The 14,363-nt window shown below is 67.7% G+C and carries 12 protein-coding genes and 1 pseudogene; 9 read left to right on the plus strand and 4 right to left on the minus strand.

The window, feature by feature from the left end:
• Positions 1-3: 3 nt before the first annotated feature.
• The gene (locus R0D99_RS16710) at positions 4-645 is read left to right on the plus strand and encodes a 4'-phosphopantetheinyl transferase superfamily protein (RefSeq protein WP_317749291.1); all 642 of its coding nucleotides are present in this window, start codon (positions 4-6) and stop codon (positions 643-645) included.
• 131 nt (positions 646-776) lie between these two features.
• On the opposite strand, the pseudogene R0D99_RS16715 reads toward R0D99_RS16710, so the two are convergent.
• Both R0D99_RS16715 and hutG read right to left on the minus strand, forming a co-directional pair.
• Positions 777-1,824, minus strand: a pseudogene (locus R0D99_RS16715) (homocysteine S-methyltransferase family protein).
• Between the two features lie 101 nt (positions 1,825-1,925).
• On the minus strand, positions 1,926-2,744 hold the full coding sequence (gene hutG / locus R0D99_RS16720; RefSeq protein WP_317749292.1) for an N-formylglutamate deformylase: 819 nt from the start codon (positions 2,742-2,744) through the stop codon (positions 1,926-1,928).
• Between the two features lie 82 nt (positions 2,745-2,826).
• On the opposite strand from hutG, the gene rhuM reads away from it, so the two are divergent.
• The 5 genes from rhuM (at position 2,827) to R0D99_RS16745 (ending at position 7,262) form a co-directional block, all read left to right on the plus strand.
• Complete coding sequence (gene rhuM / locus R0D99_RS16725; protein ID WP_317749293.1) at positions 2,827-3,180, plus strand: RhuM family protein; 354 nt, start codon at positions 2,827-2,829, stop codon at positions 3,178-3,180.
• Positions 3,181-3,612: 432 nt separating this feature from the next.
• Entirely contained in the window at positions 3,613-5,568 is a 1,956-nt protein-coding gene (locus tag R0D99_RS16730) for a RecQ family ATP-dependent DNA helicase (protein ID WP_317749294.1), read from the plus strand.
• 28 nt (positions 5,569-5,596) lie between these two features.
• Positions 5,597-6,025, plus strand: coding sequence for a multicopper oxidase domain-containing protein (locus tag R0D99_RS16735; protein WP_317749295.1), 429 nt, complete (start codon positions 5,597-5,599; stop codon positions 6,023-6,025).
• Positions 6,026-6,181: 156 nt separating this feature from the next.
• Positions 6,182-6,538 carry a type II toxin-antitoxin system Phd/YefM family antitoxin gene (locus R0D99_RS16740; protein WP_317749296.1) on the plus strand — a complete coding sequence of 119 codons (357 nt, stop codon included), beginning with the start codon at positions 6,182-6,184 and terminating at the stop codon, positions 6,536-6,538.
• Positions 6,539-6,626: 88 nt separating this feature from the next.
• A complete protein-coding gene (locus R0D99_RS16745; protein ID WP_317749297.1) occupies positions 6,627-7,262 on the plus strand; it encodes an AAA family ATPase in 636 nt (211 codons plus the stop codon).
• 33 nt (positions 7,263-7,295) lie between these two features.
• On the opposite strand, the gene R0D99_RS16750 is transcribed toward R0D99_RS16745, so the two are convergent.
• Positions 7,296-9,632, minus strand: coding sequence for an ATP-binding protein (locus R0D99_RS16750; protein ID WP_317749298.1), 2,337 nt, complete (start codon positions 9,630-9,632; stop codon positions 7,296-7,298).
• Between the two features lie 248 nt (positions 9,633-9,880).
• On the opposite strand from R0D99_RS16750, the gene R0D99_RS16755 reads away from it, so the two are divergent.
• From R0D99_RS16755 to R0D99_RS16765, 3 genes are all read left to right on the plus strand, one after another.
• Positions 9,881-11,404, plus strand: coding sequence for a mechanosensitive ion channel (locus R0D99_RS16755; protein WP_317749299.1), 1,524 nt, complete (start codon positions 9,881-9,883; stop codon positions 11,402-11,404).
• 124 nt (positions 11,405-11,528) lie between these two features.
• Complete coding sequence (locus R0D99_RS16760) at positions 11,529-11,669, plus strand: hypothetical protein (RefSeq protein WP_317749300.1); 141 nt, start codon at positions 11,529-11,531, stop codon at positions 11,667-11,669.
• Between the two features lie 302 nt (positions 11,670-11,971).
• Positions 11,972-13,822 (plus strand): phosphoenolpyruvate carboxykinase (GTP), encoded by a 1,851-nt coding sequence (locus R0D99_RS16765; protein WP_317749301.1) that lies wholly within the window; start codon positions 11,972-11,974, stop codon positions 13,820-13,822.
• A gap of 251 nt (positions 13,823-14,073) precedes the next feature.
• On the opposite strand, the gene R0D99_RS16770 is transcribed toward R0D99_RS16765, so the two are convergent.
• A complete protein-coding gene (locus tag R0D99_RS16770; protein WP_317749302.1) occupies positions 14,074-14,238 on the minus strand; it encodes a hypothetical protein in 165 nt (54 codons plus the stop codon).
• Positions 14,239-14,363: the final 125 nt, after the last annotated feature.

Here is a 14,363-nt window from a genome sequence, read left to right on the forward strand (position 1 = left end):
GCGATGGTCTCTGAGGGCAATGCGCAGCCCACGCGCTGTGGCTTCGCCGGCGACGAAGCGCCCGGCGCCCCGCGCGTGTACGTGCTGCCCGCCCCGGTCGCGCCCGCCGGCGCCCCGCCCGAAGCGGCGCGTCGCCTGGCACGCCAGCACGCGCGCGCTGCGTTGCGCAGCCTGCTGGCGCATGACTTGGGTTGCGCGCCCGAAGCCATCGACCTCAGCGACACACGCGGTCAGCCGGTGCGCGCGGCCGGGCATGAACGCATCGGCCTGTCGATCAGCCACGAACATGCGCTGAGCCTGCTCGCGCTGTGCCCCGACGGCGCGGTTGGCGTGGATGTGGTCCGCGTACCCGCCGCCAGCGACGCCGACGAGCTGCGCCGCGCGGCGCATTTGTTTCTTGAGCCAAATATGGCTGCAGCGCTGGACCAGGAAGCGCATGAAGCTACTTTTTCAATAGCATTTGCCGCCGCGTGGGCGGCGCACGAAGCGCGCCTGAAATGCATCGGCCAGCCGCTCGTCGAATGGTCGTCCGCGCTGTCCGCGCGCCTGGCCGGCGTGCGCAGCGCCGCCGTCGAATTGCCGCCTTGGGCGGCGGCCGATCATGTGGCGGCGGTGGCGTGGCGCGCCGCCGGGCTGGGCGGCTGAGCTGTCCGGCGCGCGCCGCCCAAACGCTCGCGCCACCGCCCCTTCCGCGTCATCCCGCGAACGCGGGAATGCGCAAACCGTCATCGTCCCTGTGCCCGCGCTTGCGCAGACACCGTGGCGCATTCAAAGGCTCAGGCCGCGTCCCGATAAAACCCCGCCGCCTGCACGCCGCGCGGCGCCAGCGGCCCCACGGCATTCGCGATGGCGCCGATGTGGTCCGGCGTGGTGCCGCAGCAGCCGCCGACGATGTTGACCAGCCCCTCGGCGGCAAATTCGTGCACCAGGCGGCTGGTGACCTCGGGGGGTTTCGTCGAAGCCGGTATCGCTCATCGGGTTGGGCAGGCCGGCGTTGGGGTAGCAGCTGATGAAGGTGTCGGGCGCAGCGCGGTTGAGCTCCTGGATGTAGGGGCGCATCAGTGCGGCGCCCAGCGCGCAGTTCAGGCCCACCGACAGCGGCTGCGCGTGGCGCACGCTGTACCAGAAGGCGGTGACGGTCTGGCCGCTCAGCACGCGGCCTGACGCATCGGTCACCGTGCCGCTGATCATGATGGGCAGGCGTTCGCCGGTCTGCTCGAAGGCTTCGTCGATGGCGAACAGCGCGGCCTTGGCGTTGAGGGTGTCGAAGATGGTTTCGACCAGCAGCACATCGGCGCCGCCTTCGATCAGGCCCAGCGTCTGCTCCAGATAGGCAGCGCGCAGCTGCTCAAACGTCACGTTGCGCGCGCCGGGGTCGTTGACGTCGGGGCTGATGCTGGCCGTCTTGGGCGTGGGGCCCAGGGCGCCGGCGACGAAGCGCGGCTTGTCGGGCGTGCTGTACTGGTCGCACGCCGCGCGGGCGAGGCGGGCCGATTCGACGTTCATCTCGCGCGCAAGATGCGCCATGTCGTAGTCGGCCTGCGCGATGCTGGTGGCGCCGAAGGTGTTGGTCTCGATCAGGTCGGCGCCCGCGGCCAGGTACTGCTCGTGAATGGCGCCGATGACGTCGGGCCGGGTCAGCGACAGCAATTCGTTGTTGCCCTTCACATCGCGCGGGAAGTCCTGGAAGCGCTCGCCGCGAAACTGCGCCTCGGTCAGCTTGAAGCGCTGGATCATGGTGCCCATAGCGCCATCCAGAATGACGAGGCGTTGACGCAGGATGTCGGGCAGTTGGGCGGCGCGGGTGTAGGCGGGCAGTGTCATGCGTGCCATTGTAGAAAGTCGGTGCATGAACGCGGGTGAGCCGTCAAATTGGCCGCCGGCGCCCTGGGGACAAGCGCAAGCAGCTATCAAAACAGCAGCAATCAGACTTGATGGCCAGCACGCCGCGCAAACGCCAGCGCCGTTTGCAGCAGGCGTTCCAGCGTCGGCTGGATGCGCGCGGCCTGCTCGGGCAGGTAGTCGAAGGGCATCGCCTCTTGCATGTAGCTGCTTTGCGTCATTTCCAGCTGCACCGCGTGCACGCCTTCGTGCGGACGGCCGTGCGCGCGCGTGATGTGGCCGCCCTTGAATCGGCCATTGAGCACCGCCGTGAAACCGGGCGCCGATCCGGCCACGCGCAGCAGCTCTTGCGCCAGCTCGGGCGCGCAACTGGTGCCGTCCGCCGTGCCCAGGTTCAGATCGGGCAACTTGCCGTCGAAGAAGCGCGGCAGCACGGAGCGGATCGAGTGCGCGTCCCACAGCACCGCCACGCCGTGCGCGGCGCGGATGCGCGCCAGCTCGGCCGCCAGCGCATCGTGGTACGGCTGCCAGAGGGCGGCGCGGCGCTCGGCCACCTCATCGGCGGCCGGCTCGTCGGCGGCATCGCGGTAAATCCGCTCGCCATCGAAATCGTCGACCGGGCACAGCGCCGTCACGCTCTGGCCGGGGTACAGGCTGGCGCCGTCTGGCGGGCGATTCAGGTCGATCACGTAGCGCGAATGCGTGGCGACGAGCAACGACGCACCCAGCCCCCGCGCAAAGTCGTACAGGCGCGGCAGATGCCAGTCGGTGTCGTGCACCTCGCGCGCCTTGGGCGTCAACCGCGCCGAAAGGTCAGGCGGGACGTGCGTGCCGACATGGGGGAACGAGATCAGCAGAGGGGCGCTGCCGGGGTGAAGGTGAAAGGGCGCAGGGGTGGTCATGGGGCGTGGGCATGCTGGCAGTCGCACAGCCAAGCCTACACGTGCCGAGGCCCTTTGCCGCCGCTGCCCACCAAGCCCACTCATGAGCGAACTCATTCTCTACACCACCGAAGACGGCCGCAGCCAGATCAAGCTGCGGGCTGATCAGCAAACCGTGTGGCTGACTCAGCTTGATATGGCCGAGTTGTTTGACGCGACCAAACAGAACATTTCGCTGCACCTGAAAAATGTCTTTTCAGACAAAGAGTTAGGTGCAAAAGCAGTTGTCAAGGAATCCTTGACAACTGCGGCCGACGGCAAGCAATACCACGCGCAGCTCTACAACCTCGACGCCACCCTCGCCGTGGGCTACCGCGTGCGTTTGCCGCGCGGCGTGCGGTTTCGCCGCTGGGCACCCGGCTTCGCGCAGGGCGTCGGGTGGCACGGCGCGCAGTGAGTGGGGGCCATGCCCAGGCGCGGCGTGGGACTGGGGTTTGATGCCGAATTGGCCTCCAGTGCTTGTATATCAAGCGCAAGCAGCTCCAATAATGAGAGCATGCTGTCGATGCTTCGGATGAAGCGGCGCTGGCCATCGGTGGGCGGCCAGGGCCAGGTAGCCGGTCGAGGGTGACATGACGAGCGTGATTCTGCTGTGCTGAACCTCAGCGATGATCTCAAGACCCTGCGTCGCCAACACCGAAACTGCCTGGATGAATGCCTTGTGCATAGGGGGCATTTCGTTGGCGCGTTGCAAGGCGTCCGCCTTGCGCTCACCCCATCACGTCCAGCCCCAGGCTGGTCCTGACACGCCGCGCCCCGTCCGCGCGTCCGGCGGCGACAATGCGCGCTGGCTTTTGGCTTCGCTTTTGTTTTGAACGACCGTCTCCCCATGTCCCCCAGCGCGCCCCAGGCTATCCTGCGCGACGTCTTTGGCTACGACAGCTTCCGCGGCCAGCAGCAGGCCATCGTCGACCACGTCACGGCGGGCGGCGACGCACTGGTGCTGATGCCGACCGGCGGCGGCAAGTCGCTGTGCTATCAGGTGCCGGCCATCGTGCGGCAGCGCGCCGGGGAGGGCGTGACGCTGGTGATATCGCCGCTGATCGCGCTGATGCACGATCAGGTGGGCGCGCTGCACGAGGCGGGCGTGGCGGCGGCGTTTCTCAATTCGACGCTGGACTGGGAGCAAACCGAGGACATCGAGCGCCGCCTGCTGGCCGGCCAGCTGACGCTGCTGTACGCCGCGCCCGAGCGCGTGGGCACGCCGCGCTTTCTGGGCCTGCTGGACACGCTGCACGCCCACGGCCAACTGAGCCTGTTCGCCATCGACGAAGCGCATTGCGTGAGCCAATGGGGCCACGACTTCCGCCCTGAATACCGGCAGCTGACGGTGCTGCACCAGCGCTGGCCCAGCGTGCCGCGCGTGGCGCTCACCGCCACGGCCGATGCGGTGACGCGTGCCGACATCGTCGAGCGGCTGCAGTTGCACGAGGCGCGCCAGTTCGTCAGCAGCTTCGACCGGCCCAACATCCGCTACACCATCGTCGAAAAGAAGGACGCCACGCGCCAGCTGCTGCAGCTGATCCAGCGCGAGCACGAGGGCGAGGCCGGCATCGTCTACTGCCAGTCGCGCAAGCGCGTCGAAGAGCTGGCGCAGACACTGTGCGAGCACGGCATTGACGCGCTGCCTTACCACGCCGGCCTGCCCGCCGACGAGCGCCAGCGCAACCAGGACCGCTTTCTGCGCGAAGAAGGCGTGGTGATGACGGCCACCATCGCCTTCGGCATGGGCATCGACAAGCCCGACGTGCGTTTTGTCGCCCACGTCGACATGCCGAAGAACATCGAAGGCTATTACCAGGAGACGGGCCGCGCCGGCCGCGATGGCGCGCCCGCCGACGCCTGGATGGCCTACGGCCTGCAGGACGTGGTCAACCAGCGCCGCATGATCGACGAAAGCCCGGCCGAGGAAGACTTCAAGCAGGTGATGCGCGGCAAGCTGGACGCCCTGCTGGCGCTGGCCGAGGCCACCGACTGCCGGCGCGCGCGGCTGCTGGGCTATTTTGGCGAGGCGATGGGGTCGTCAGAAGCTACTGATTCAATAGCTATCAGCGCTGATCCAGAAAGCGCCAGCGGACCATCCGGCACCTATTCACGTTGGCACTGCGGCAACTGCGACAACTGCCTGAACCCGCCCGACGTATGGGACGCCACCGACTGCGCCCGCAAGCTGCTGTCCACCATCTACCGCGTGCAGCAGCAAAGCGGCATCGGCTTCGGCGCCGGCCACATCATGGACATTTTGCGCGGCAAGTCGACCGAGAAGGTGGCGCAGTTCGGGCACGAGCAGCTGTCCACCTTCGGCATCGGCGCCGAGTATTCAGAGCCGCAACTGCGCGGCGTGCTGCGGCAGCTGATCGCCGTCGGCGCCCTGCACGTCGACGCGCAGGCCTTCAACACGCTGAAGCTGCTGCCCGAGGCGCGCCCCATCCTGAAGGGTGAGCAACCCGTGCGCCTGCGCGCCGCCACCGCGCCCGCCCCGCGCGAGCGCGTGCGCAAGAAACGCGGCGAACGCACGGCCAGCGCGCCGGCCGCCGCCGCCGACCTGGACGCCGCCGGGCAGGCCCGTTTCGCCGCCCTGAAAGCCTGGCGCGGCGAAGTGGCGCGCGAGCACAACCTGCCCGCCTACGTGATCTTTCACGACGCCACGCTGGCCGCCATCGCCGCGCGCGCACCGCAGACGCTGGACGACCTGCACGGCGTCAGCGGCATCGGCGCGACCAAGCTGGAGCGCTATGGCGAAGAGGTGCTGCGGGTAAGCACAGGCGCGTCACCGACCGGCTGACGCGCGGGCAGCGCCCGAAGTGTTCGGCATGGTCACCGAGACCCGCAGCGGCTGGCGCGGCGCGCCGGCCGACGTGGCGCCCAGCCAGCCCTACCGCGAATTCGCGCACGACCGGGTGGACATGTGCGTCGGCGCGCCGATCGGCCAGCGCGACTACGCCGAAACCTGGGTGGTGTCCAACCAGTCGGGCGAGCTGCACAACTTCCACGTCCATCAGTCGAAGTTCGAGGTGCTCGAGTCCAACCGCGGCCCGGCGCCCAACGTGGCCGCGCTGCCGGCCACCAAGGACGGCGCTTTCCACGACACCTACCCCATCGACCCCGGCGGCTGGATTCGCCTGCGCATCCGGTTCGACCGCCCGGAGCAGATCGGCCGCTACGTCTACCACTGCCACATCCTCGAGCACGAGGACAAGGGCATGATGTCGGTGGTCCAGGTGGTGGACACCACGCCTTGAACGCCCGCGTGGCGTTCGAAGCTGGCACGCGGGCCGCCGGCTTCAACGGCGAGCTTGAGCGCCAGCGGTGGCGCTGGCCGTGGGCTTGGGCCATTTTCCAATTGGCCCATTTGGCCCATAATGGCCAAATTAGCCCTTGCCACACGAAGGACTGCCATGCCCGCCATCGCTGCACTCGACCACTTTGACCAGTTGTCCCGCACACCCGCGTCCGAGGTCAAGAAACTCGGCTGGCGCGGCGTGATGCGCACCGTGGGGCGCGAGGGCAAGGTGCTGGTCACCAACCACGACCAGCCCGAGGCGGTGATCCTCTCGACCGACGAATACCAGCGGCTGATGCAGGCTGCGCAAGGCGCGCAGATGCAGCAGGACGCCGCGCTCGACCACCTGCGCCGCCGCTTTGACGAGCGGCTGGCCACGCTGGCGCGAGACGACGCGGGCGACCGTCTGCGCGGCGTGCTGGGCGGGCCGATGGCGCTGGATAGCGAAGTGAAGGCCGGCGACAGCCACTGACGGCGACGCTTCTACCACCTCTAAAACTCCTGTTTTGATAGCTATCTGCGCTGGCTGAATCAGCGCCCAAGCCAGATTGGCACCTTACATGACCGCCCGCCCCGTCATCTACGTCCTGGCCGGCGTCAACGGTGCCGGCAAAAGCTCCATCGGCGGCCATCTGCTCACACGCGCCGGGCTGGCCTGGTTCAACCCCGACACCTTCGCCCGCGAACTCGTCACCGCCACCGGCTGTGACCCCACCGCCGCCAACGCTGCCGCCTGGACCGAGGGCATGCGCCGGCTGGACGATGCCGTGAGCGCCGGCCGCAGCTTTGCCTTTGAAACTACGCTGGGCGGCCACAGCGTGGCCGCGCGCCTGAAAGCCGCCACCGGCACGCACGACGTGCTGGTGTGGTTCTGCGGCCTGGCCTCGCCCGAGCTGCACATCGCCCGCGTGCAGGCGCGCGTGGCGGTCGGCGGCCACAACATCCCGGAGGCCAAGATCCGCGAGCGCTGGACGGCCAGCATCGCCAACCTGATCGCACTGCTGCCCGATCTGGCCGAGGTGCGGGTGTTCGACAACAGCGCCAGCGTGGCGCCGGGCGAGCCGATTCCCGACCCGCTGCCGGTGGCGGTGTTTCAGCGCGGACGTCTCACCTGGCCGACCGCTGATGACGTCGCGCAATGGGCGCGCACACCGGATTGGGCCAAGCCGGTGCTGGGGTCGGCACTGCCGTCGTGAGTTCGCGCTGGCAACGCGCCGGCGCGCATCAGTTCAGTGCACAAACCCCATGCTGCGCTGCTCGCGCACCTCGGGCTTGATGCGGTGCTCGGCTTCGAGTTGTTCCAGGAACTCCTCGACCGAGAATTCGGCGGCCAGGATGTCGGTCTGGCGCTTGACGGCGGCGAAGTCGCCGGGGCACAGCTGCTCCAGCTTGGCCAGCCGGCGCTGCACCTCGGGCGTCAGCAGGTCGGCGTTGCCCTTCAGTGCCTCTGTGACGAACATGCGTTCGCGCTGCTCGGCTTTCAGCGGCATGAACTTGATCTTGAAGGTGAAGCGCCGCAGCGCCGCCTGGTCGATGCGGTCGAGCAGGTTGGTGGTGCAGATGAACACGCCGTGGTGGCGCTCCATCTGCTGCAGCATTTCGTTGACCTCGGTCACTTCATAGCTGCGCTGCGCGCCTCGGCGGTCGAGCAGAAAGCTGTCGGCCTCGTCCAGCAGCAGCACGGCCTTTTCCTGCGTGGCTTCGGCAAACATGGCGGCCATGTTCTGCTCGGTTTCGCCCACGTACTTGCTGACCAGGTCGCTGGCCTGCTTGATGATGAGCGGCTGGCCCAGGTGCTCGGCGATGTATTCGCCCAGCGCCGTCTTGCCGGTGCCGGGCGCGCCGTAGAAGCACAGCGCGCCGTGGCCGCGCGCCTTCAAGGCTTCGACGATGCGCGGAATTTCAAAACGGCTTTCGACGTTGAGCATGTCCAGGTCGTAGGTGGTGACCTGGCGGCGGCCCTTCTTGGCCTGCCCTTCGTCGGGCTTGCGGCCCAGGGCGGCGTCGGAGTTTTTCAGCTGCCGCTCAATCAGCGACTCGAACACCTCACCGCCCGCCTCGCCCACGTGGGCCAGGTCGGCAAAGCGCACCGCGGTGCGGATCTGCGCCGGCGTCAGGCCCTTGCGCTCGGTCAGCTTGGCGACGAAGGCGTCGCTCACGGCCACGCCGTCCAGCGTCTTGCGGATGAGTTGCTCGCGCGCGCCGGGCGGGGGCGACTTCAGCTCCAGGTGATAGGCAAAGCGGCGGCGGAAGGCCGGGTCGATCTGCTCGATGCGGTTGGTCACCCAGATGGTGGGCACCGGGTTGCTTTCCAGGATCTGGTTGACCCACGCCTTGCCGTTGACGCTGTGGGCCACGGCGGCGGCCATGGCCTGCTGCTCGGCGCGCGCCATCAGGCCGGCGGCGTCGACGCTGATGGGCGGGAACACGTCCTCCACCTCGTCGAACAGCAGCGCGGCCTCTTGCGAGCCTTTCAAAAAGACTTGCGCAATCTGCATCGAGCGGTAGCGGTCGCGGCCCGACAGGCTGTTGCCGTCGCGGTCGGCGTATTCGACCTCGAACAGGTCCAGCCCGGCTTCGTGCGCGACCACCTTGGCCAGTTCGGTCTTGCCGGTGCCGGGCGGGCCGTACAGCAGCACGTTGACACCCTGCGCCTTGGTGGCCTGCGCCTTGCGCAGCAGGTTGATCAGCACCTGCACGTCGTCGCCGACAAATTCGAAGTCGCTGCTCTTCAGGTCGCTGCGGGCGGCGGGGCGCGTGAACACGGCCATCAGCTCGGCGCGGTCGCGGTATTCGCGCATCAGCACGGGCGGCAGCTTTTCGCTGACCTTCATCAGGTCGGCCAGGTCGGTGATGCTGTGCTCGGAAATCAGGTTCTCGACCAGGCCGATGCGCTCCAGCCGGCCGCCGGCGCGCAGCGCCTCGCCCACTTCGGCGGCGGTCACGCCGGCCAGGCCGGCGATGGCGGCGTAGGCTTCGGGCGCGTTGTTGACCTTGAACTCGACCAGGATGCTGCGCAGGTCGCGCTGATAGCGCGCCAGCGTGCCATACAGTAGTAGCGCACGCTCTGCCTTGTTCAGCTGCAACAGATTTGATAGCGAATCGATGTTCTTCTCGACCAGCGTGGACTGCTTCTTGAGCACATGGCTGAGCCACTGGCCGGTGCTGTTCAGCAGCGCCAGCAAGTCCTTGGGCGAGTCCTTGGCGTATTCGTCCAGATAGAAGAACAGCGTGCCCTCTTCATACGGGCCACGCCAGATGCCGTGGCGTTCCAGGAATTCGGTCGGGGTCAGCTGTTCGTGGCCGCGCCAGAAGTCGTTGTCCTTGCAGCGGCGGGCCAGGAATTCGCGCAGGCGCGTCAGCACCGGCTCAGGCCACATCAGGTGGCGGCCGGCCAGCGCCATCAGGCCGTTGATGTCGCGGCGCACGTTGAACTTGCTGCCCTGCTGCGCGGCCAGCGTCAGCACGAAGTGCGAGCACATCAGGTCCAGCACCGGCGCGCTGGCCAGCGCCGGTGAAGCCAGCATGCCCGTCTGCTCACGCACCTGAATCGTCCGTTTCGCCATCGACCATCTCCTGAAGGTTGAGTGCCTGCCTGCGCAAATGCCACCATAACGCAATCGCCGTGGCCGCGGAAGACAAGCCGCGCAACCAGCGGGCCGGTGGCAACGGCGCCACACCGCCCGGACGAATGTGTCGCCGCCATGTCACGACACCCCCGTGTTCAGGGGGTTGTGCCGGCGCGGTTGACGCTGTGGCGCCCAAGGGCGATCATGCGACCAAAGTTGACAATTTGTGAAGGAAGGTGTGGGTTATGAACCAATGGAACACGATGTGGGATTCGCTGCAGACGTCGATGGGCGTGCACATCCCGCAAGTGCTGGGCGCGCTGGCGATCTTCATCATCGGCTGGTTCGTGGCCGCGCTGGTGAAGGCGGGCACGCGCAAGGCGCTGGCCCTGCTCAAGCTGAACCAGCGCTTTGCCGGCACCACCGGGCAGCGTGTCGACCTGGAGGGCGTGATCGCGCTGACGCTGTTCTGGGTGGTCATGCTGCTCACGCTGGCGGCGATGTTCAACGCGCTCGACCTGTCGCTGGTGTCCGGCTCGTTCGCCGCGCTGACCACGCAGCTGTTTGAATACGCGCCGCGCCTGCTGGGCGCCGTGCTGCTGGCGCTGCTGGCCTGGCTGGTGGCGACGCTGATACGGGGCGTGACGCAGAAGGTGCTGGACCGCACCTCGCTGGACGAAAAGCTGTCCGAGCACGCCAACATCTCGCCCATCAGCGAAAGCCTGTCCAACGCGCTGTTCTGGCTGGTGATCCTGCTGTTTGTGCCCGCCATCCTGGGCGCGCTGCAGATGGAAGGGCTGCTCAGCCCGCTGCGCGACATGACGGCCAAGGCGGTCGACATCCTGCCCAACGTGGTGGCGGCGCTGGTGATTGGCGGCGTGGGCTGGGTGGTGGCCACGGTGCTGCGCAACCTGACCACCAACCTGCTGCGTTCGGCCGGGCTGGACCAGATCGGCAACAAGGCCGGGCTGGCCGGCACGGTGCAGCTGTCCAGCCTGGCCGGGCTGCTGGTGTTCATCGTGGTGCTGGTGCCGGCGCTGATCGCCGCGCTGGACGCGCTGCACATCGACGCCATCTCGCGCCCCGCCACCGAGATGCTGGCCATGCTGCTGGACGCCGTGCCGCGCATCATCGCGGCCGGGCTGATCCTGCTGATCACCTGGCTGGTGGCCAGCTTTGCCACGCGGCTGCTGTCCAGCCTGCTGGCCAACGTGGGCTTCGACACGCTGCCGGCCAAGCTGGGCATGCAGCACGCGTTTGCGCGCACCCCGCCGTCCATGCTGGCGGGCCGCATCGCGCTGGTGTTTGCCATGCTGTTTGCGGTGGTCGAGGCGGCCAACCAGCTGGGCTTTCACCGCTTCAGCGACATGATCATGACGTTTGTGGAGTTTGCCGGCGACGTACTGCTGGGCTCGGCGATTTTGATCATCGGCTTCATGCTGGCCAACGTGGCGTACGAGGCCATTTCGCGTGCCAGCGGCAACGGTGAAGGCAACGGCTCGGCGCTGGCCAAGGTGGCGCGCTTCGCCATCCTGGGCATCGTGCTGGCCATGGGCCTGCGTGCCATGGGCATCGCCGACGACATCGTCAACCTGGCCTTCGGGCTGACGCTGGGCGCCATCGCGGTGGCGGTGGCGCTGGCCTTCGGGCTGGGCGGCCGTGAAGCGGCGGGCCGCCTGGCCTCGCGCTGGGTCGACCGGCTGGCGTCCCGCCAGAAGCCGACGCCGCCCGCCGACCCCACGCCGCCGCCGCCGAACGACCTGCCCTGACGCCGCGCCGGCCCGCCTCGCCCCCGGTGCGGCGGGCCGGGCCGCTACAGGGTTGCGCCCCATGCAGGTGCGCGCCCCCCGCTTATAGAATGCCTGTTTTGGCAGCAACCCGAGATTTCCACCCATGTCCGCGCCCCATCACAACGCCCCCGCCCATTCCGAAGACCCCGTGGATGCCGTGACCAAGCACATCCCGGTGGTGATTCCGCTGGCCGGTGCCATCATGATCTTTCTGCTGGCCTTCATCGCCGTGAAGATGGCCTGATTCGCCCGTTGGGCAGGTTTTTAGGCCTGTGCGCGCTTCCCGCCTTGATAGTTTGCTATTTAGATGATAGTGACCTGAAGCGCGCCGGTTGCCCCCGCAGGCCCGCCGGGCCGCGTCAGCCCGACGTCGGCCGCATTCCTTAAAATCCCTGACCCGCCGACGACCGCCCGCGAGGCGGTTTTTTGCACTGGCGACGGCTGCAAGCCACGGTTCGAATCCGCTTTCCCAAGGTCCGACACTTTCGGAAAGAGCGATTTTCAACTTAGGAGCTTTGTCGATGAACGCCCCCCCTGACCCCCGGGATGATCAAGGATCTGAACGTCCCCGACTACGTCAAGAACGCCAAACTGATCGCCTGGGTGGGCGACATGGTGGCCCTGTGCAAGCCCGACCGCGTGGTCTGGTGCGACGGCAGCCAGGCAGAATACGACCGCCTGTGCCAGCAGCTGGTGGACGCCGGCACCTTCCGCAAGCTCAACCCGGCCAAGCGCCCCGGCTCGTTCCTGGCCTGCTCCGACCCGTCGGACGTGGCGCGCGTCGAAGACCGCACCTTCATCTGCTCTGAAAAGCAGGAAGACGCCGGCCCCACCAACAACTGGATGCCGCCGGCCGAAATGCGCGACAAGCTGCAGCCGCTGTTCGACGGCTGCATGCGCGGGCGCACCATGTACGTCATCCCGTTCAGCATGGGCCCGCTGGGCAGCCCCATCGCCCACATTGGCGTCGAGCTGTCCGACAGCGCGTACGTGGCCGTCAACATGAAGCTGATGACGCGCATGGGCAAGGGCGCGCTCGACGTGCTGGGCGAAAACGGCGACTTCGTGCCCTGCGTGCACACCGTGGGCGCGCCGCTGGCTGCCGGCGAAAAGGACAAGACCGCCTGGCCCTGCAACCCCACCGTCAAGTACATCGTCCACTACCCCGAAACGCGCGAAATCTGGTCGTACGGCTCGGGCTACGGCGGCAACGCGCTGCTGGGCAAGAAGTGCTTCGCGCTGCGCATCGCCTCCAACATGGGGCGCGACCAGGGCTGGCTGGCCGAGCACATGCTGATCCTGGGCGTGACCAACCCCGAGGGCAAAAAATACCACGTGGCCGCCGCCTTCCCCAGCGCCTGCGGCAAGACCAACTTCTCGATGCTGGTGCCGCCGGCGGGCTTCGAGGGCTGGAAGGTCACCACCATCGGCGACGACATCGCCTGGATCAAGCCGCGCGACGGCAAGCTCTACGCCATCAACCCCGAGGCGGGCTACTTTGGCGTGGCGCCCGGCACCAACATGCAGACCAACCCCAACTGCATGCTGAGCCTGAATGAAAACGTCATCTTCACCAACGTGGCCCTCACCGACGACGGCGACGTGTGGTGGGAAGGCATGGAAAAGGACCGGGGCAACCAATTGCCTGCGCACCTGATCGACTGGCAGGGCAAGGACTGGACGCCCGAGTCCGCCAAGGCCGGCCAGAAGGCCGCCCACCCCAACGCGCGCTTCACCGTGGCCGCCACCAACAACCCCGCGCTCGACCCGGCCTGGGACGATCCGGCCGGCGTGCCGATCGACGCCTTCATCTTCGGCGGCCGCCGCAGCACCACCGTGCCGCTGGTCACCGAGGCCCGTAGCTGGACCGAAGGCGTCTACATGGCCGCCACCATGGGCAGCGAAACCACCGCCGCCGCCTTTGGCGCGCAAGGCGTGGTGCGGCGCGACCCCTTCGCCATGCTGCCCTTCTGCGGCTACAACATGGCCGACTACTTTGGCCACTGGCTGAAGATGGGCGAACAGCTAAAGGCGGCCGGCGCGCAACTGCCCGCCGTCTACTGCGTCAACTGGTTCCGCAAGGGTGCCGACGGCAAGTTTGTCTGGCCGGGCTACGGCGAGAACATGCGCGTGCTCAAGTGGATCATCGACCGCGCCGAAAACCGCGTGGCGGGCCAGGCCACCATGTTCGGCGTCGCGCCGGCGTACGGCGAGATCAACTGGACCGGCCTGGCCTTCAGCCCCGAGCAATTCGCCAGCGTCACCAGCATCGACCCGGCCGACTGGAAGGCCGAGTTTGCCCTGCACGACGAGCTGTTCACCCAGCTGGCGCAGGGTCTGCCGAAGGCGCTGACCGACACGCGGAAAGACATGGAAGCGCGTCTGGCCGCCGCCTGATTGCCGCCCCCACAAAGAAAAGGCCCGTCACCGACGGGCCTTTTTTGTGGCGGCGCCACGCGCACGGATTTGTTTCAAAAACGGCCGCGCGCGCTGGCGCAGCAAGCGCTGTCAGCTATCAAATCAGCAGCAAATATCCCATCGCGCACACGGCAACCACGCACAGCGACGGGCACGCACGGCTGCCCGGTCGCCCGCGCCGGCTTGCCTCGCGCTATGGATGCAGCGCCACGGCGGCGCCGGGTGACGCGTCAGCGCACCACGCCCAGGTAGGCGATGGCGGCGCGGCGCAGTTCGGCGGCGCGACGCGGGTCGGTGCCGGCGCTGGCTTCGGCGCGGTCCATCAACTGGCCGGGCACGCTGCGGGCCAGGGCTGAACGGACGGGGAACAGGCGGGAGATCAGGGTATTGAACATGTGGATGTGGCGCAGCCGCCTTGGTGGTTGAACGGCGACTTCGCGTGCTGCCTTGTGGGCGAACCCCGCCATTGTAGGCCGGGACTAGGGAAAACCCTAGAACCCCCACGCCAGACGCGGCTGCG

Source organism: Ottowia sp. SB7-C50 (assembly GCF_033110285.1).
Taxonomy (GTDB): domain Bacteria; phylum Pseudomonadota; class Gammaproteobacteria; order Burkholderiales; family Burkholderiaceae_C; genus Ottowia.